General features: G+C 41.7%; 15 protein-coding genes. 13 read left to right on the forward strand and 2 right to left on the reverse strand.

What is annotated here, in order from left to right:
- Positions 1–9: 9 nt before the first annotated feature.
- Both AC1F2U_RS15780 and AC1F2U_RS15785 read right to left on the reverse strand, forming a co-directional pair.
- Entirely contained in the window at positions 10–3,435 is a 3,426-nt protein-coding gene (locus AC1F2U_RS15780) for an efflux RND transporter permease subunit (RefSeq protein ID WP_480261946.1), read from the reverse strand.
- Positions 3,436–3,499: 64 nt separating this feature from the next.
- Positions 3,500–4,048 (reverse strand): PadR family transcriptional regulator, encoded by a 549-nt coding sequence (locus AC1F2U_RS15785; protein WP_480261947.1) that lies wholly within the window; start codon positions 4,046–4,048, stop codon positions 3,500–3,502.
- 753 nt (positions 4,049–4,801) lie between these two features.
- Between AC1F2U_RS15785 and AC1F2U_RS15790 the strand changes: the two genes are divergently transcribed.
- The 13 genes from AC1F2U_RS15790 (at position 4,802) to AC1F2U_RS15850 (ending at position 18,888) form a co-directional block, all read left to right on the forward strand.
- Positions 4,802–5,041, forward strand: coding sequence for a hypothetical protein (locus AC1F2U_RS15790; RefSeq protein ID WP_480261948.1), 240 nt, complete (start codon positions 4,802–4,804; stop codon positions 5,039–5,041).
- Between the two features lie 82 nt (positions 5,042–5,123).
- Complete coding sequence (locus tag AC1F2U_RS15795; protein ID WP_480261949.1) at positions 5,124–5,348, forward strand: hypothetical protein; 225 nt, start codon at positions 5,124–5,126, stop codon at positions 5,346–5,348.
- Positions 5,349–5,438: 90 nt separating this feature from the next.
- Complete coding sequence (locus AC1F2U_RS15800; RefSeq protein ID WP_480261950.1) at positions 5,439–6,257, forward strand: PD-(D/E)XK nuclease family protein; 819 nt, start codon at positions 5,439–5,441, stop codon at positions 6,255–6,257.
- Between the two features lie 186 nt (positions 6,258–6,443).
- Entirely contained in the window at positions 6,444–7,085 is a 642-nt protein-coding gene (locus tag AC1F2U_RS15805; RefSeq protein WP_480261951.1) for a GNAT family N-acetyltransferase, read from the forward strand.
- Between the two features lie 184 nt (positions 7,086–7,269).
- Complete coding sequence (locus AC1F2U_RS15810) at positions 7,270–9,297, forward strand: amylo-alpha-1,6-glucosidase (protein WP_480261952.1); 2,028 nt, start codon at positions 7,270–7,272, stop codon at positions 9,295–9,297.
- A 139-nt stretch (positions 9,298–9,436) separates the two neighbouring features.
- Entirely contained in the window at positions 9,437–10,459 is a 1,023-nt protein-coding gene (locus tag AC1F2U_RS15815; RefSeq protein WP_480261953.1) for a glutathione S-transferase family protein, read from the forward strand.
- Between the two features lie 34 nt (positions 10,460–10,493).
- Positions 10,494–10,949, forward strand: a complete 456-nt coding sequence (locus AC1F2U_RS15820) for a VOC family protein (protein ID WP_335003645.1) — start codon at positions 10,494–10,496, stop codon at positions 10,947–10,949.
- Positions 10,950–11,413: 464 nt separating this feature from the next.
- Positions 11,414–14,122 carry an MGH1-like glycoside hydrolase domain-containing protein gene (locus AC1F2U_RS15825; RefSeq protein WP_480261954.1) on the forward strand — a complete coding sequence of 903 codons (2,709 nt, stop codon included), beginning with the start codon at positions 11,414–11,416 and terminating at the stop codon, positions 14,120–14,122.
- A 371-nt stretch (positions 14,123–14,493) separates the two neighbouring features.
- Positions 14,494–15,927: a sensor histidine kinase gene (locus AC1F2U_RS15830; RefSeq protein WP_480261955.1), complete on the forward strand. Its 1,434-nt coding sequence runs from the start codon at positions 14,494–14,496 to the stop codon at positions 15,925–15,927.
- Positions 15,928–16,096: 169 nt separating this feature from the next.
- Complete coding sequence (locus AC1F2U_RS15835) at positions 16,097–16,312, forward strand: ATP-binding protein (protein WP_480261956.1); 216 nt, start codon at positions 16,097–16,099, stop codon at positions 16,310–16,312.
- Positions 16,309–16,983, forward strand: coding sequence for a response regulator transcription factor (locus AC1F2U_RS15840; RefSeq protein ID WP_480261957.1), 675 nt, complete (start codon positions 16,309–16,311; stop codon positions 16,981–16,983). The genes AC1F2U_RS15835 and AC1F2U_RS15840 overlap by 4 nt, the downstream gene beginning before the upstream one ends.
- Positions 16,984–17,038: 55 nt before the next feature.
- The gene (locus AC1F2U_RS15845; RefSeq protein ID WP_480261958.1) at positions 17,039–17,251 is read left to right on the forward strand and encodes a CopG family transcriptional regulator; all 213 of its coding nucleotides are present in this window, start codon (positions 17,039–17,041) and stop codon (positions 17,249–17,251) included.
- 287 nt (positions 17,252–17,538) lie between these two features.
- Positions 17,539–18,888 (forward strand): hypothetical protein, encoded by a 1,350-nt coding sequence (locus AC1F2U_RS15850; RefSeq protein ID WP_480261959.1) that lies wholly within the window; start codon positions 17,539–17,541, stop codon positions 18,886–18,888.
- Positions 18,889–18,987: the final 99 nt, after the last annotated feature.

Raw genomic sequence — 18,987 nt, forward strand, 5'->3', positions numbered from 1 at the left:
CGTAGTTCTCTATGACTTGCCTTGAGATGATGACAACGAGTAGGCTGTCTTTGGATCTGAGAAATTTAAATCGTCATCATCCTCATCGATAGGACGAGGTGGTTGACGCCGCATAATGCTGTATACAACAGGTACAAAGATCAGAGTCGCGACTGTTGCAGCTGACAAACCGCCAATTACAGCGCGACCCAAGGGCGCATTCTGTTCGCCACCTTCACCAAGACCGAGAGACATTGGCACCATCCCGATGAGCATGGCTAAGGCAGTCATCAACACCGGACGCAACCGCGTGTGACCTGCCGCTAGAGCTGCTTTATAGGCATTTTCCCCTTCTGCACGTTGCTCATTCGCAAAAGTAATCATGAGAATACTGTTTGATGTCGCTACACCTATACTCATAATTGCACCCATTAATGAAGGAACGCTGAAAGTGGTACGGGTGACAAACAGCATCCAAACGATCCCTGCTAAAGCGCTTGGCAATGCCATCATAATAATCAGGGGATCGAGCCAAGATTGGAAGTTCACCACCATTAAGCAGTAAACCAACACAATTGCAAACACAAGTCCTAAACCAAGTCCCAGAAAGGAAGAGTTCATCGTTTGCACTTGCCCGCGGATATTAATCTGACTTCCTTTAGGCAATTTTTTCTGATAATCAGCGATGATTCGATTTACATCGCCGGCAACTCCCCCCAGGTCGCGACCAGAGGCGTTAGCGTAGATATCGAAAACTGGCTGAATGTTGTAGTGATTCACAACTTGCATCACTGTGTCGCGTTTGACACTAGCCAAATTACCCAAAAGTTGCGGTGTAGTTTGACCGTTGCCAACTGGCGTATTTTTTAGGCTGTCAATAGAGTCAAGTTTATATTGGGGAACTTGTACAGCCAGGGTGTAACTCACGCCTTTTTTGGGATCGAGCCATTGGTTGATTGCAGCTTGACCGCTTGAACTTAAGGAAGTGAGAACGCTATTGGCAACATCACGCTGAGTCATACCCAGTTGTTGAGCCTCGGTGCGATCGACATCAAGACGTAATTTGGGAGCATCGACAACTTGCTGGAGATGTACATCAACAGCCCCAGGAATGCGCGTCATCCGTGCGGCGATTTGTTGGGCAATTTCAAAGTTACCCTTTGAGTTTTTCAGAGGGCCAGATATTTGCACGTCAACAGCAGCAGGCAAACCGAAATTGAGAATTTGAGTCACAATATCAGCCGGCTCAAAAAAGAAAGTGTAGTTGGGAAATGTCGCTTTCAATTTCTGGCGGAGTTCCTTGACGTAAGCAAAAGTTTCACCAGATTCTTTTAGGGACACAAGAATATCAGCATCAGCCTGCCCAATTGTCGCGCCGTTGTAGCCATAAGTAAGGTTAATGCCACTGGTAGGTAAGCCGATGTTATCCAGAATTAGAGAGAGATTCTCTTTCGGTACAGTTTGGCGGATAACGCCTTCAACTTGGCTGACAATTCTTTCTGTCTCTTCCAAACGAGTGCCAGGTAAGGCTCGAACATGGAGGCTAAACTGACCGCCATCGACTTCAGGGAAAAAGTCTTGACCGACGAACGGCAACAAAACTCCGGCACTGACGATAAAAGCACCAAATAACACAAAGACTATGCGGCGGTGACTTAATGCTGAGGCCAGGACGTTGTAGTACCAACTGCGAAGTTTCTCAAATTGTCGGTTAAACTTTTCGTGTAGCCGCCATATCCAATCTTTCTTTACAGGTTCGGCAGTTGTCGTTGCTGCCTCTTCTGTTTGGTGGTGGTTATCGCTATGACCATTATTGTTTAGGACTGGCGAATGGGTGTGGCGATCGCGATTATCATGGATTTCGACTAGCGAATGGCTGTGGCGATCGTCGCGACCATTATTGTTTTGAACTGGCGAATCTAGATGATGGTTGTCGCTATGACCATTATGATTCTCGCTTTCTCTATGCCAGTCTGCTTCGGATGGCAAAAGATAGCTTGCCATTGTCGGCACTACAGTCCGAGACAGCACATAGGAAGCAAGCATTCCAAATACTACCGCCATCGCTAGGGGGACAAATAGGTACTTTGCCACTCCACTGAGAAACACGACCGGCACAAAGACAATACAAATACATAATGTTGCTACAAGTGCTGGAGTAGCGATTTGCTGCGCCCCATCTAAGATTGCTCGCTTAATGGGTTTACCTTGTCCGAGATTGCGATGGATATTTTCAATTTCTACGGTGGCATCATCTACCAAAATACCAACAGCTAAGGACAATCCACCTAACGTCATGATGTTGAAAGTTTGTCCCAAACGACTCATCACAATAATTGAAACCAGCATTGAGAGAGGAATCGATACGGCTACAATTACGGTGCTGCGCCAACTTCCCAGGAAAATCAAAATCATCAGCGCAGTGAGACAGGCTGCAATCAATCCTTCTTTGAGAACGCCTTGAATAGAAGCTTTCACAAATATAGATTGATCGAACAAAAACGCTAAATTCAGTTCTGGGGGCAAGGTGGATTGGATGCGAGGCAAAGTTTTTTTGACTCGCTCGATCACATCAATGGTTGAGGCATTGCCACTCTTCAGGATACTAAGTAAGCTCGATCGCCTGCCATTCTGACGGACAATGTTCGATTGCACGCCAAAGCCATCTCTTACCTGCGCGACATCACGAATGGAAATGACAGTACCATTAACTTGCTTAATTGGTAAGTCATTGAGGGCTTCCACCACACTTGGACTATTGTTGATTTGGACGGCGAAGTCGCGATCGCCTATTTTCATATCCCCTGCTGGCAAAACCAGATTTTGGGCACTGACAGCATTAGTCACATCTTGGGCAGAAATGCCATTAGCCAACATCGCTTGGGGATCGATATCAACCATAATTTGCCGAGGTTTACCACCATAAGGCAGAGGTATACTCGCTCCTTGCACTGTTGCTAATTGGGTGCGGACGAAGTTGGTAGCATAGTCGAAAAGTGCTTGTTCTGGCAAGGTTTTGCTACTGACACTCATCTGGATAATCGGCACCGAAGAAGCGTTGTATTGAATGATGAATGGCGGTGTAATCCCAGGTGGCAAAGGGCGGAGAATTGTTTGGCTGACAGAGGTAATTTGAGCAACTGCTGAGGCGATATTAGCGTTGGGTTGAAAGAAAACCTTAACGACGCTAACACCACTCAAAGATTGAGACTCGATGTGTTCGATGTCACCAACAGTTGTTGTCATAGCGCGTTCGCTAATCGTAACGATTCGCTGTGCCATTTCCTCAGATGTGGTTCCAGTGTAAGTCCAAACTACACTGACAACCGGAATATTAATTGCCGGAAAAATGTCAACAGGTGTACCAAATATCGTCACTACACCCAAAATCACAATCATCAAAGCGGCGATCGCGAATGTATACGGAAGACGTAAAGCAATTTTGACGATCCACATAGTTAGTTAGGATACTTCAAAAGTTTTTTGTGTTATGGCTGTTTTACTCATCACTCATCACTCATTACTCATTACTCATTATTGAGGTTGGCGTTTGAGCTAATTGCAGTTGTTCTGTTTGGAGTTGCTCAACTAGCCACTCAATCTCCGATTTGATGACTTCAAATGCCCGCCTTTGCACTTTCGCTTGATATAAATCATCACTAATTTCAACTGCTTTTTTCTCTGCAAGGCGTAATTGACATGACATTAATCGGTGTTCGATTAACTGCACTCGTTCTTCCGGTAATAAATGGCTAAAGAAAAAAAATTTGATAAAGAATCGCGATCGCATATTCACCCAGCTTTCATGAGGATATGCCAGCATCTCTTGATACCAAGTTTTTTTACCGAGGGGTGTAATCTCATATACCTTTCCACACTGTCCGCCTTCTTCTCCTTGTTCTGGACATAAGCTCACTTCACCTTGTTCTTCCATGCGCCTCAGAAGAGGATAAATCGCGCCATAGTTGACACAAATACTGCAACTCATAAACATCTCTAGTTGCTGTTTGAGCCGATAACCATTTAAAGGCTCTCGCTGTAATAAACCTAATACCGCCAACTTCAGCATTTTGATATATCAATCTGATATGTCGATCAACAATATCAAATTGAGCCTTTTTAGCCAAGTACTTAAGGTTCAATTGTCAGCATTCTCTGTCATGCCGCAGGATGCTAGCCGGATAAATTATCTGTGGGGTAGGAGCAAGTGAAACGCCTACCTCACAATAGGTGGTTGAGTATTTTTATTTATTTGTAAAGTCCTTTAGTGCCAAAACTGAGGATTCATTGGGGGATTTCAGCAGGATTTGTAGTATCTTATGCTATTTAAATAATTTTCTCTACAGTTTACCTTGACCTAAGTAACTAAGTTACTTGACCTAGCAACTAAGTTACTTTATAGTTAGTTTAACAGTAGAAACCACGGTGACTTAGTAAGGTTACGGGTGAATTAAAAAAACTTAGTGAGTAAGGCATAAAGGCAAAGACTGGAACTGCAAATTCTGAAAAAGGCAAGTATACAAATTGCCTGTAGGAATTTCGAGAGTTCAATGCGCTTAGAAGCACAGAACGCGCACTACGCGCATTGAACGCCTAATTTTTGATATCCAGATTGCCCTGGTAATTCATCAAAGAGCTTAATTTTTCATGAGCCGCAAATATCAAAACCACCTTTGTTGGTATTCCCACACCACTCAGGAGTAGGACTTTTGTCTATCTTGACTTGGTAGGAGCAAAACTGTGGAGATTCGCTGTTTCCTTAGTGTGGTCGGGGGAGCGCAAACTGCTACCTAGATTCAACTTTCAAAACAGGAAAAAAACTATGAAACCCAGTCTCAAAGATAACGATAATCTGTTGTTCAAGTGGTTTTGTATAGGACTCAAATATTTTCTGCTGGGGCTGCTGGGGCTGGGAATAGCCTTTGTTGTGTCTCACACTTTTGGGGCAAATGCGATCGTCGGGATACTTTTATCTGCAAGTCTACGGTCATGGGTTGCGAAGATAGCGATTTTCCTAGTCTGTCTATTTGCGATCGCCATGATGTTCGAGTCTTGGGGTTAACACTCATACTGACCAAAAATAGCCTTTAGCTGAGTGAAGGTCAGCTAAAGGCTTCGTAATCTTTTCACTTGGAGATCGTATCATGCCCAATAACAATGGCTCTGGGGTAGAAACATTTTCGCCACTTTTAATCATCTTAGTGGCAGGGTCAATTTCTTTGGCGATCGTTAACAAAGCTAATCACCCAGCATATTTTGACATAGTTAAAATAGCTATAGCCTACAGCTTTGGCTCAATCAAGTCCCAAGGAAAAAGTAAACATTCCGACGATCGCCAAGATGAGGTAGATCGAGACGATTTGAAATAACATATGTAAAGGCAGTAAAAAATACCTATTTTTTACAGATAGTCTGCTAAAGGTGAGTTGCAGATTATAATTTACTTCTAAAATAGAAGAATGCTGTCAACTCCCACTCAACTATTGCGACTATCTCAAGGACAACTTAACTTACTAGAAACTTGTCCGCGTAAATTTCAACATACCTATCTCGAAAAACTTAATTCTCCCTCAAATCCAGAACAAGAAGAACGGCTAACTTTGGGTAGTCGTTTTCACTTGCTAATGCAACAGCGAGAAATGGGTTTGCCAATTGATAGTTTCCTGGAAGCAGATGCTCAACTGCAAAGCTGGATGCTAGGTTTTGCCGATGCAGCACCAGAAATTTTAACGGCTGCATCTGATAATCAAACTTTCCGTGAAAGCGAACACTACCGCACTCTGCAAGTTCAGGATTATTTGCTCACAGTTATCTATGATTTATTGATTGCAGATAACCAACAAGCGCAAATTCTCGACTGGAAAACTTATCCTAAACCACCCAACAAACGCAAGTTAGAATCCAACTGGCAAACACGGCTTTATATGTATGTCTTGGCAGAAACTAGTGACTATTTACCAGAAAAGATTTCCATGACTTATTGGTTTGTTCAATCTGAAGGCAAACCCCAAAATATTAAATTTAATTACAATACGGCTCAACATACACAAACAGCTAAAAAACTTAATCAACTGTTAAGTCAGTTAACTAATTGGCTGGAAAATTACCAAAATAACCAGCAGTTTCCCCAAGTGGTGGAGGGTAGCAAAACCTGTGATTCTTGTCAGTTTGCCAAACGGTGCGATGCCTACGGCGGTAAACCACGCATCCAATCTACTGAAGAAGCAGTGAAAGACTCATTGCCAAATTTTGACAGTATTCAAGAAGTCTCACTTTGATTTGATCCGCAGGATTGTGTTACTAAAACAGATTTCTTATATCTGTAGACTCTTGCGTAAAGTAAAAAAGTAATGTAAAGTCCTTTGTCTAAATCTAAAGCATTTGAAACTATTTTTATTAAAAGAGATAGATTCGGTAAATACTCTTTTTTTCATTTATGAAAATAAATCACAACTTCTAAATTTATGTCAACTTTTGACGAAACTGAAGCAATTTATGTACGCGAATTAGGAATTGATGACATTGCTCCCGTTTACCACTTGGGAGAAGGGTTATTTACAAGCGATTTATATCCTTATTTATACCGCACCTGGGACGAATGGGAAGTGATTGGACTTTACAACACCGATCCAGAATACTGTCTTGTGGCTGAAACAGACGGGGAATTAGCAGGATTCGTTTTAGGAACCATCATCACCAAAGCATCTTGGACTTATGGATACATTTTATGGCTGGGAGTTAGCCCAAAGTATCAGCGTCGGGGAGTTGCAGACAAGTTGGTTGATAAAGTCGTCGCTCGGATGATTGAAGATGGGGCGCGGTTTATGCTGGTAGATACTGACCCCACCAATACTTCAGCATTAAAGTTTTTTAACCGCAAAGGTTTTGGTAATATCCGCCAGCATATTTTTTTGTCGATGAATTTAAGCAAGCATGAATATTATGGCAGATTGATTGATTACGAACACCAAAAAGCTGAAAGAGCCGGTTACAAGCGGTCGCGTCCAGCAATTCGTGCCCGTAAACCTGATAGTGTTGCTAATGAAGTCGTCCTCAATCCTCTAGTGAATGAATCTCCAATAACTGAGGATCAATCCCCAATCTAATAAAAGCTAAAGTAGCCCTTTCAAGGTGGGCAAAATTTTTGGACGATTATTCCTCTTTTCTCCGTGTTCTCTGCGCCTCTGTAGTTCAATAAATTACTTTCAAACCGTAGACGCATAGAAAACGCAGAGAGAAAAGCATGATGGCGATTGTTAATTTTGAATTTAGAGCAAAGTGGCGTGACTTATGTGTATAGAATTTGGGCGGGAAATCTGCGGCAATCTTGACATTGCAGAATCGCGGGAGTGGTTAGTTACTAACGGTATTGGTGGTTACGCCTCTGGGACTGTGGCTGGTTTGTTGACTCGCCGCTATCACGGACTATTGGTAGCAGCATTGAAACCACCTCTAGGTCGTACCTTAATGGTGGCAAAACTAGATGAAACTGTCCTGTACGATACTCGCTCTTATTCTCTAGACACCAATCGTTGGGCTGATGGTATTGTCAGTCCCCAAGGTTATCAAAATATTGAACGTTTTTCTCTGGAAGGTACAATTCCTGTATGGCGTTTTGCTATTGGCGATGCCTTATTAGAAAAACGGGTGTGGATGCAACAAGGCGCGAACACAACTTATGTCCAGTATACTTTGCGTCGTGGCACTCAACCGCTAAAGTTGAGGCTCAAAGCAATAGTCAACTACCGCGATTATCACAGCGACACTCAAAGCAATGGTTGGCAGATGTCTGTAGAGGAGGTGGAACAGGGGATTTGTATAACTGCTTATCCGGGTGCTGTACCACTATATCTACTGAGTGATTCACCTAAAGGCGATGCCTACGGCGGCAAGCTACGCAGCGTTTCACGTGTTAGTACATCTGTTGTCCACAATTGGTATCATGGCTTTGACTTGGCAGTTGAACGCTATCGGGGATTGAGAGATAAAGAAGACCACCTCCACGCCGCCACCTTTGAAGTTACACTGAATCCTGGGGAAGCGATCGCCTTTGTAGCCAGCACAGAAAAACAACCAAATCTCAATGGTGAAGCGGCACTTAAGTTACGTCGCGCTCAAGAGCAGAAGTTAACAGGGTTTTGGAAAACTAATCGACCCCTGAAAACTAAGGAATCACCTAGTTGGATCGACCACCTAGTATTAGCTGCTGACCAGTTTATTGTCGATCGCTCATTGCCAGAAGACCCCAACGGTAAAACGATCATCGCTGGTTATCACTGGTTTAGCGATTGGGGACGCGATACCATGATTAGTCTACCTGGTTTGACAATTTCCACTGGTCGCCCAGAGGTAGCACGCTCAATTCTTCGCACCTTTGCCAGATACGTAGACCAAGGAATGCTGCCTAATCGCTTTCCCGATGCGGGTGAGCAACCAGAATATAATACAGTCGATGCTACTCTCTGGTACTTTGAAGCAGTCCGCGCCTACTACAGCGCTACAGACGATGATACTTTGCTTGGTGAACTCTTTCCCATACTTGCAGACATCATTGATTGGCACTGTCGCGGTACACGCTACAATATTCATCTCGATGCAGCCGATGGCTTACTTTATGCAGGCGTTGCAGGCGTACAACTGACCTGGATGGATGCCAAGGTTGACGATTGGGTAGTTACGCCGCGAATTGGCAAACCAATTGAAGTTAACGCCCTCTGGTACAATGCTTTACGGACAATGGCAAAGTTTGCCCGTCAGCTTGGTAAACCACACCAAGAGTATGAAGCAATGGCAGACCGCGCCAAGTATAGATTTTCTCGCTTCTGGAATGACGAGACAGGTTATTGCTATGACGTTTTAGACAGTCCTGATGGTGATGATGGGTTGTTGCGTCCTAACCAAATATTTGCTGTATCATTACCAGAAAGTCCGCTCACACCTGCCCAGCAGAGGGGTGTGGTGGAAGCTTGCGGGCGATCGCTGCTGACTTCTCATGGGTTGCGATCGCTAGCCCCCGATCGTTCTCAGTACCAGGGTAAATACGGTGGCAATCAGTATCAACGGGATGGAGCCTACCACCAGGGAACCGTTTGGGGTTGGTTGTTGGGGCCATTCGTCTTAGCACACCTGCGCGTCTACAAAAATCCCGAACAGGCTCGTCAATTTTTGGAACCAATGGCTAATCACCTGAACGCGCACGGTGTTGGTAATCTCAGCGAAATTTTTGATGGTGATGCTCCGATGACTCCACGGGGATGTATTGCCCAAGCATGGACAGTGGCAGAGGTTTTGCGTGCTTGGTTGGCGACAACGAGTTGATGCGCCGAACCGCGGTCTATCTACAAAGTCGATTTTGTCAAGAATTTTTAAGAAATTAAAATCTTTCAGAAAAGGAAAGACGTAATCCTGAAGTAATCCTCAAAAGTTTATAAACACGCCTTAGTGTTAGGAGGAAATTATGCCGTCAGGAATGATGATCGAAGGCAAATGGACAACCAATAGGAATAAATCAGATCCCAGCGGTAAGTTCAATGAAACGCCGACAACGTTTCGCGATCGCGTCACCGCAGATGGTTCTAGTGGGTTTAAAGCAGAAGCAGGACGCTATCACCTCTACATTTCCTTAGCCTGTCCGTGGGCGCATCGCACCTTAATTATGCGAGAAATCAAAGGTTTGAATGATGCCATCTCAGTCTCTATCGTCGATCCGATTATGAGCGACAAGGGATGGATGTTTTCTGAAGCACCGGGAGCTATTCCTGACTGGGTGAATCACACTCAATATTTGCAAGAGATTTATCTGAAAGCCGATTCCAAATACACGGGACGAGTTACTGTTCCGGTGTTGTGGGATAAGCAAACTCAAACGCTCGTCAATAACGAATCTCGCGAAATCATGCGGATGTTTGATGTAGAGTTTGGGGAATTGGCAACACAAAAAATAGACTTATACCCACGCGACCTACAGCATAAAATTGATCAAACGATTGATGCAATCTATCTGCCAATCAATGCTGGTGTATATCGCGCTGGTTTTGCGACTTCGCAAGCAGCTTACGAAGATGCGGTAACAGAACTCTTCGAGAGTTTAGATCGATGGGAAGCCATTCTGAACGAGCAGCGGTATTTATGTGGCAATCAACTCACCGAAGCCGATATTTGTATGTTTGTAACTTTGTATCGCTTCGATTCAGTGTATTACGGTCACTTTAAGTGCAATTTGCGGCGAATTATCGACTATCCAAATCTTTGGAATTATTTACTAGACCTATATCAGCGTCCTGAGTTCAAAGCGACTTGCAATCTAGACTATACCAAGCGCGGCTATTACATGAGCATGACTCATATTAATCCAAATCGAATTGTGCCGAAGGGGCCGATCGTTGATTTTGACCAACAGCACGATCGCGTAGGCGTAGCCCGTCGTAGACATCGCTTCACTAAGGCGTCTCGTAAAGAAGTTATCGCTCCCTATTCATAGAAAAGAAATTGCACAATCTAACTGGAGTAACACCATGAGCCTTGTATCAGGTATCCACCATGTTGCAGTGGTGACAGCAGATATTGACCGCTTTATCGACTTCTATACTGATGTATTCGAGATGCCAGTAATCTTCCAAGAGACGACCCCAGCCTTTCGCCACGCACTTCTGCTAGCTGGATCGCAGAGCGTGCTTCACGCAGCAGAGATGCCTAATAATATTCATAGTTCTGGATTGCCGGATATGTTTGGACGAGGACACATCGACCACTTAGCTTTGAATGCCCCAACAGAATCAGCATTCCAGATTATCCGCCGCAAACTTATAGATCGAGGTGTGAGTGATGGCGCGATCGCCGATCTTGGCCCAGTACTTAACTTGTCATTTTCCGATCCTGATGGTATGCATATCGAAGTTTGTCTCATCGTCGATGCTTCACTCCAGGGTTTTCACCAACCGCGGCCATATCTAGAGACTATCAACCAATAGGTTGAAGTTAGCGTTATATCATGTCCGGCTAATTAGTTATAATTTCCGAATCTATACAGAAAGACCAAAAACCCGTCCTATTTGGCCCTCTGCGGTCTTAATGATAAGTCTTTAACCGGACACGATATTAGCTTCCTTCACTTTTTGTGGTTAATTAATACTTAAATATCATACACAGCAATCCGCATTCCTCAAATGCAAGTTTACCACTTCTTTTATCCGCTTAAATTGTAATAATGTTGTGTTATAGTTTTTAATTATCGCTTTTACTCTAAACTCAACGCTAAATTAAATTTGGTTTTTAATTAAAATTATTTTTTAATAAGTTTATCATAAATTTTAATATACCCATTTTACTATCAATTATTAATTATAACTTCAGGACTATCTTAAGTAGAAACGGGATACTTCAGATAGCAAAATTAACTGAATTAAAATACAGGTATGCATAGGGTGATATTATTATGACAATTTTAACCCCAGAAGAAATTAGATTAGCAGAAGCCTTGAGTCACAAAGCTCATTGGCGCAGATGGGGGCCATATTTAAGCGATCGCCAATGGGGAACGGTACGCGAAGATTATAGTCACAACGGTACAGCCTGGGACTATTTCACCCACGATCAAGCTCGTTCTCGTGCCTATCGTTGGGGTGAAGATGGTATTGCTGGTATTTCTGATAATCATCAACGACTTTGTTTTGCGATCGCACTTTGGAATGGCGAAGATTCTATTCTCAAAGAAAGATTTTTTGGTCTAACTGGTAGCGAGGGAAATCATGGGGAAGATGTTAAAGAATATTATTTTTATCTAGACAATACTCCTACTCATTCCTACATGAAAGCGCTTTACAAATATCCCCATAAAGCCTTTCCTTACTCCCAATTAGTTGCGGGAAATCAACGCAGAAATCGTCAAGAACCAGAATTTGAATTACTAGATACAGGTATATTTGATGAAAATCGTTACTTTGATGTCTTTATCGAATATGCCAAAAATTCTGCTGAAGATATTCTTATTGAAATTAAAGTAGTCAATCGAGGGTCAGAAGCAAAAACACTACACCTATTACCTACTCTCTGGTTTCGTAACACTTGGTGTTGGAATGGGGATAGCAACAAACCTACTTTAAAAGAGGTCGAATCTGGTAATGGCTTTCATTTGGTTGAGGCGTTTCATCCAACTTTAGGTAAAAGATGGCTGTATTGTCAGCAAGCAAACGAAATTCTCTTTACAGAAAACGAAACAAATTATCAGCGATTGTTTGGCTATTCTAATTCATCTGCCTATGTCAAAGATGGTATTAATGACTATATCGTTCAAGGTAAAAAAGAGGCAATAAATCCAAATAAAGTTGGCACGAAGGCATCTGCTGATTATTTATTAACAGTTGGTGAAAGTGAAACTAAAATTATTAAATTACGATTGTGCGATCTACCCGATTTAGTTGAGCCATTTGGCAAGGAATTCGATACAATATTTGGGGTACGACAACAAGAAGCAGATAAGTTTTATCAGCGAGTTACGCCATTTCCATTGAGTGAAGATATGCGAAATGTGCAACGACAAGCATTTGCTGGAATGCTTTGGAGTAAACAATATTATCACTATGTTGTAGAGGATTGGTTGAAAGGCGATCGCAATACACCACCGCCACCGCCAGAACGCCAACAAGGCAGAAATCGGGAATGGTTTCATCTCTACAATAAAGATATTCTTTCTATGCCCGACAAGTGGGAATATCCTTGGTTTGCAGCTTGGGATTTGGCATTTCATACTATTCCTTTGGCAATGATTGACCCCGATTTTGCTAAGTATCAGTTGGATGTTTTAACACGGGAATGGTATATGCATCCTAATGGGCAAATTCCTGCTTATGAATGGGCTTTTGGTGATGTTAATCCGCCTGTTCATGCTTGGGCAACTTGGCGAATTTATAAGATTGAGCAGAAGATTTACGGACGAGCAGACAGACAGTTTTTAGAAAGAGTATTTCAAAAGCTAATGCTGAATTTTACCTGGTGGGTAAATCGCAAAGATACTCAGGGTAATAACGTCTTTCAAGGGGGATTTCTCGGTTTAGATAATATTGGTGTATTTGACCGCAGCGCAGCTTTACCTACTGGCGGACACATTGACCAATCTGATGGTACGAGTTGGATGGGGATGTATTGTTTAAATATGTTAGCGATCGCTCTAGAATTAGCCAAGACGAATCCTGTTTATGAAGACATTGCTAGCAAGTTCTTTGAGCATTTTCTTTACATTGCCGATGCTATGAATAAAATTGGCGAAATGGAAGCAAGTTTGTGGAATGATTCCGATGGATTTTACTACGATGTCCTGCATTTACCTGAACGACAAATTAGTTTAAAAGTTAGGTCAATGGTAGGTTTAATTCCTCTATTTGCCATTGAAACTATTGAGCCAGAAACTTTAAAACTGCTTCCTGGTTTTAAAAAGCGATTGGAATGGTTCATCCAAAACCGTCCTGACTTGCGGCAAAATGTGGCTTGTATGGAAACAAAAGGAGTGGGTGCGAGGAGATTACTTGCGATCGTTTCCAGAGATAAGCTCAGAAGTATTCTGCAAAAAATGCTAGATGAAAGCGAGTTTTTTGGCCCTTATGGCATTCGAGCACTTTCTCGATTTCATGCTGAAAATCCTTATATTTTTGATGTCAATGGTTCGCAATTTCGAGTTGATTATGAACCGGCTGAATCTAGTAGTGGTTTATTTGGTGGTAACTCTAACTGGCGCGGTCCTGTTTGGTTTCCGGTGAATTTCATCCTAATTGAATCTCTGCAAAAGTTTCATTATTATCTAGGAGACGATTTCAAAGTGGAATGTCCGACAGGTTCTGGTCAAATGATGACACTTTGGGAAGTTGCATCAGAATTATCTCAACGTTTAACCAGAATTTTCTTACAAAATGCCTCTGGTAAACGTCCTGTTTACGGTGGAATGCCAAAATTTCAAAACGATCCACACTGGCAAAATCTGATTTTATTTTATGAGTATTTTCATGGTGATAATGGAGCCGGAATTGGCGCTAGCCATCAAACTGGCTGGACAGGTTTAGTTGCCAAATTAATCCAGCAATTTGGTGAATATGAAGCACAGCATCAAGAATCAGAAATAGAGAAGGATAAAGACGCGATCGCTTTAACATAACAACATCCAAATCCAATTCTCTCTTGCTTTAATGAAAAAGGTTTGTTCTCACTAACCCACCTCGGAATCAATTTCAAGGATTCAAAATATTAAGGTAATTCTCAGCAGAAATTAATTTAATTACTAGTAAATGCATTTAGACTATTCTTAGACAAGAATTCGTGGATTTGAGATGGCAATTAAATAAAATTTTTAGCAATCTTTTGGGAAGCAATCTTTTGGGAATGGTTGTATTTTTCACTGTCGGTATGCAACAGAAGTAAGTTCAAATCGGCTATAACTAAAGATGTAGCTATTAAGAGTAACTTTATATTTACCAGTCTGATTTTATTTTTCAAACTTTATTAAACACCTAAAACGCAACCATAACAGTGAAGCAAATCATAAAATTTGGGATAAATATAGATCCATTTTCCTTACAATCACGCCTCATGGTTGGTATGACATCATTTTCCGCTTTGGTATTAGGTAGCCTCGCTACATGGACTAGTTGGAAAATGCAGCAAATTTTAGTTGATAGTCATAAATATAATATAGAACAAATTGCCAAGCGCTTGCCGCAAGATGTGCAAATTTATAGTGAAATGATGCAACCTGAAACGGGGTTGCAAAAGGCTATTAATAATTTAGCAAATACCAACACATTATTATGGCTAAAAAGTCCCGATAATAAAATTTTAGTAAAATCTACCACTTTAGATTTATTATCTGATACTACGGTGGCTGAGTTAATGACTCTGACTAAGATGCCGATTAAAGCACAAGTTTACAAAGTGAACCAAAGTTACTTTGTTTTATGTGGTAGTACTGTGCAAGTACAGGGTAAGTTACTGGGTGAGTTATTTGTAGTCAAGGATATTACCCGCGAACAGAAAATGTTTGTCGTAATGGTGCAGAGTTTAGGTATTACTAGTGTTTTAGCAATTCTTGTTTTAACTGCTGCGATCGCATTTTACATTAAGCGCTCTCTGCAACCTCTGCGTCAGCTAAATCAAATGGCTTCTGTGATTTCCGCTGAAGATTTAGGACAAGCGCAGCTATATCTTGATAATGCACCCAGTGAAGTTAAAGAATTAGCTCAAACTTTAACCATGCTGTTATCGCGCCTTTCCCAATCATGGCAGCAAGAACGGGAATTTGTGAGTAATGTTTCTCATGAATTACGCACACCTTTAACGATTGTACATGGTTATTTGCAAAGCGTCTTACGAAGGCAGAATAATTTAACTCAAACTCAGCAAGAAGCTTTAGAAACTGCGGCATCAGAAGCTGAACGTACTATCCGCCTGCTACAAGATTTACTTGATTTAGCACGTGCAGATAGTGGTTACTTATACTTTCAAATGAAATCTTATGTGCTGAATGATTTGGTTGAAGAAGTTGTCATGATGGCAAAAAAATATAGCGATCGCACAATTACAATTGAATCAGAAATTTATCCAATTGAGATCAAAGCAGATTATAGCCGCTTTAAACAAGTATTATTAAATTTAATTGATAATGCCATTAAGTATTCTGATGCTGACACATCCATAATTTTTAAATTAGATCGGCTTCAAGATCGGGCTATTATTCAAGTTTGTGACAAAGGGTATGGCATTCCTTTGCAACAGCAAGCACGGATATTTGAGAGATTTTATCGTGTAGATGAATCTCGCTCCCATAATACTGGGGGTTGTGGTTTGGGCTTATCGATTGTTAAGACACTTGTAGAAGGTATGGGAGGTAGTGTTAGTGTGGAATCAAAGTTAGGAGAAGGAAGTATGTTTACAATCAGTTTACCTACATATAGTAGCTCTATCTGATTTGTAAAAATTGCAAGACTCAGATCCCCAGTTTTTGGATTTGATTGCAGACATAGTACAGATGACAGAGAAATTTGGTGTTGCTGAATTCCAAGATGAAAATGATTTTGCGTGATTTCAAAAGCTCTGTAGATTCTTGGCAATCGAACATTTCTACATCTAATCAGCAATGCCAGAAATTTACACATCGGGTAATCTATTTAGAACTCACTCCGTTTCCTGTGAGAATAAAGACAGCCCTCGTTTAACTGGCAAAGCAGGTTTGGGTTTATCGATTGTGAAACACCTAACCGAAGGTATGGAAGGCAAAATTGCCATCCTTTTAAAGCCAGGTTATGGTAGCACTTTTATTCTCATATTACCTGCTTTAGGAGCAAAAATATGACAGCACATATCCTTTTGGTGGAAGATGAAGTCAAACTGGCGCGATTTGTCGAATTAGAACTTAATAGCGAAGGATACCGAGTAAGTGTTGCCCATGATGGCATCGCAGGCTTGACTATGGCGCGAGACTCCTCACCAGATTTAGCAATTCTGGATTGGATGCTTCCAGGGTTAACGGGTTTGGAAATTTGTCGGCGTTTGCGAACAACAGGTAGTACAGTACCAGTGATTTTGTTGACAGCAAAAGATGAAGTCAGCGATCGCGTCGCCGGATTAGATGCGGGAGCCGATGATTATGTAGTTAAGCCATTCAGCATTGAGGAACTATTAGCTAGAATTCGCGCTCATCTCCGGCGCACGCAAGAAACAGACGAGGATTTGTTGCAATTTGAAGATTTAAGCTTAAATAAGCGCACTCGTGAAGTATTTCGGGAAAAACGAAGCATTCAGTTAACAGCAAAAGAATTTGACTTATTAGAATATCTCCTTTCACATCCCCGTCAAGTATTTACTAGAGATCAAATTTTAGAGAAAGTTTGGGGTTACGACTTCATGGGTGATTCTAATATTATTGAAGTATATATTCGTTATTTGCGACTCAAGTTAGAAGAAAATAATGAAAGACGTTTAATTCATACAGTTCGTGGTGTAGGCTATGCACTACGGGAGTAATCGTAATGACTTGGTGATTTCGAGAAAAGCAACATATTCAAGATAAAAGAGAATTATGAAGAAAAAATGGGCTGTTAAACGACTGACAGTAAATCTCACAACCGAGGAAATGAAGAAACTTGAACAGTACTGTACTCTCACAGGAAGACCAGCAACAGATGTAATTCGAGAATTGCTCCGAAGTCTTGAGGTTGACAATACCGAAAACTCTGAGATGGGAACAGCAGACTCAAAAATCACTGTTGGCAATTCGTCAAAATCACACTAACTATCGACTCGAATATAGCGTTTCCTAATCAGAATCAGCTACAGCTTAACCTCACCCCCAACCCCTCTCCTTGGTGAAAAGAGGGGTTGGGGGTGAGGTTTTGATATGTCCTTTATGCACCTGGGAACTTCTATATCCCGCCAAATTAACGCCTTTACGCCTTTTGCCTTTCCTATGTCTTAACAAGCATCGATTATGGGCATCATAATCCCAGTCCGAATACATCAGCTCGCAGCCAGAAAACTATTTGGCAGCAAGTTTTGCATTTACAAATATAGTATCAACCGATGGTATATAGTTTTAGACCTTATCTCTTTGTTTCTCGATATAGTTTGTACGCTGTATTTCTTTTGGGATGCCTACAGATTCAATTGGGAGTAATCTGTAGCGTAGGTATTTGGATATTATCAGCAGCTAAATTACAAGCAGCCCAAGCACATCAGACCTGGCAATCACCTTTAGGATTGACTGAGCAAGTCACCACAGTAAATCCTGAGTCAGCAGAGCAATACTCAAAACCACTCCCCTATCGATTCAAGCCAACACCTATTTTGCTGGCGGCACCGGAAAACTTCAATCCTGATTTGCGATTACCACCATCCCTACCCGAAGCACCACAGCAGAATTCTAGTCCATCTTCGCTACCCGAACCACCTCAGAATTCTAGTCCATCTTCCCTACCCGAACCACCGCAGCAGAATTCTAGTCCACCAACAACTGCTACCGAAGCAAAAACGCCAAATGCAGTTTTGGAAAGTATTCATACAGACTATCACTATGAGACAGACAACTTTGGTCAAACTAATTTTTTCTTAGAACCAACAGTTCAGTTTCGATTGAGAAATGGCAATAAAATATTTTTCAAGACAGGTTTTAACTTCTTTGAAAAACGCGGTGTTGAATCAATTACCAATTTTCCCTTGCAAGTTGGATGGCAAGGAAAAATTGGACAAGTGACTCTACAAACAGCAGCCGGAGTCGATGTGTTCAATCGTTTACCTACAGCTATCAATCTCAACGTTAAGGTAGATACTCCCATTTCGCCGCCGCGAGTTTCGTCATCAGGTCGATTGCTATCGGCAGTAATAATATCAGGTAATTTAGAACAAGGGCCTTATAAATCTAATGCTCGAACTTTAGATAATCAAATTACTGCTTGGCGATTTGGCCCTGATTTATACTGGCAGATTGACCGTAATACCAGCTTATTTTCGTCATTGCGTTTGGGTAATTATAACGATGGTAATTCCGAGGTGCAGTCTTTTAGTAGGTTAGAGCGCAAGTTCGGACAATTTTCTTTGGCAGCTAACTTATTCACTTGGAGTTACGATCGCGATTTAGAACGCACAAGCGGTTATTTTTCTCCACCAGATTTCTTAGTTTACAACGGTGAGGTAGCTTGGGAAGGAGATATTGCTAATTTCTTACGCTGTCGCCTCGCTGCCAATTTAGGACGGCAGCGACTTAAAGGAGAATTTGACAATGCCAATACCTATCAAACGCGCTGTACGGTAAAACTGTCGCCCAGTATAGAAGCAGATTTAGGCTATAGCTTTAGTAATGTCCGCAATCAAGAAACCGGCGGAAGCGCCTACGGTGGTAATTCCTTCACAGGACAGTTGCGGGTTAAGTTTTAACAAAAAAGAATTCAGGAGTCAGAATTCAGAATGAATATAGAATCAAGTGCACTATATATATTTATTTTATTTTTTGATTTTTTGAAAATCATAAACTTT

The sequence above is a fragment of the Nostoc sp. LEGE 12454 genome, from assembly GCF_056620565.1.

Excerpts from the sequence above, each read along its gene's own strand:
- AC1F2U_RS15820 (WP_335003645.1), top strand. The coding sequence starts at position 10,494 with ATGAGCCTTGTATCAGGTATCCACCATGTTGCAGTGGTGACAGCAGAT.
- AC1F2U_RS15835 (WP_480261956.1), top strand. The coding sequence starts at position 16,097 with ATGCCAGAAATTTACACATCGGGTAATCTATTTAGAACTCACTCCGTT.
- AC1F2U_RS15810 (WP_480261952.1), top strand. The coding sequence starts at position 7,270 with ATGTGTATAGAATTTGGGCGGGAAATCTGCGGCAATCTTGACATTGCA.
- AC1F2U_RS15840 (WP_480261957.1), top strand. The coding sequence starts at position 16,309 with ATGACAGCACATATCCTTTTGGTGGAAGATGAAGTCAAACTGGCGCGA.
- AC1F2U_RS15800 (WP_480261950.1), top strand. The coding sequence starts at position 5,439 with ATGCTGTCAACTCCCACTCAACTATTGCGACTATCTCAAGGACAACTT.
- AC1F2U_RS15780 (WP_480261946.1), bottom strand. The coding sequence starts at position 3,435 with ATGTGGATCGTCAAAATTGCTTTACGTCTTCCGTATACATTCGCGATC.
- AC1F2U_RS15845 (WP_480261958.1), top strand. The coding sequence starts at position 17,039 with ATGAAGAAAAAATGGGCTGTTAAACGACTGACAGTAAATCTCACAACC.
- AC1F2U_RS15850 (WP_480261959.1), top strand. The coding sequence starts at position 17,539 with ATGGTATATAGTTTTAGACCTTATCTCTTTGTTTCTCGATATAGTTTG.
- AC1F2U_RS15785 (WP_480261947.1), bottom strand. The coding sequence starts at position 4,048 with ATGCTGAAGTTGGCGGTATTAGGTTTATTACAGCGAGAGCCTTTAAAT.
- AC1F2U_RS15815 (WP_480261953.1), top strand. The coding sequence starts at position 9,437 with ATGCCGTCAGGAATGATGATCGAAGGCAAATGGACAACCAATAGGAAT.
- AC1F2U_RS15805 (WP_480261951.1), top strand. The coding sequence starts at position 6,444 with ATGTCAACTTTTGACGAAACTGAAGCAATTTATGTACGCGAATTAGGA.
- AC1F2U_RS15790 (WP_480261948.1), top strand. The coding sequence starts at position 4,802 with ATGAAACCCAGTCTCAAAGATAACGATAATCTGTTGTTCAAGTGGTTT.
- AC1F2U_RS15825 (WP_480261954.1), top strand. The coding sequence starts at position 11,414 with ATGACAATTTTAACCCCAGAAGAAATTAGATTAGCAGAAGCCTTGAGT.
- AC1F2U_RS15795 (WP_480261949.1), top strand. The coding sequence starts at position 5,124 with ATGCCCAATAACAATGGCTCTGGGGTAGAAACATTTTCGCCACTTTTA.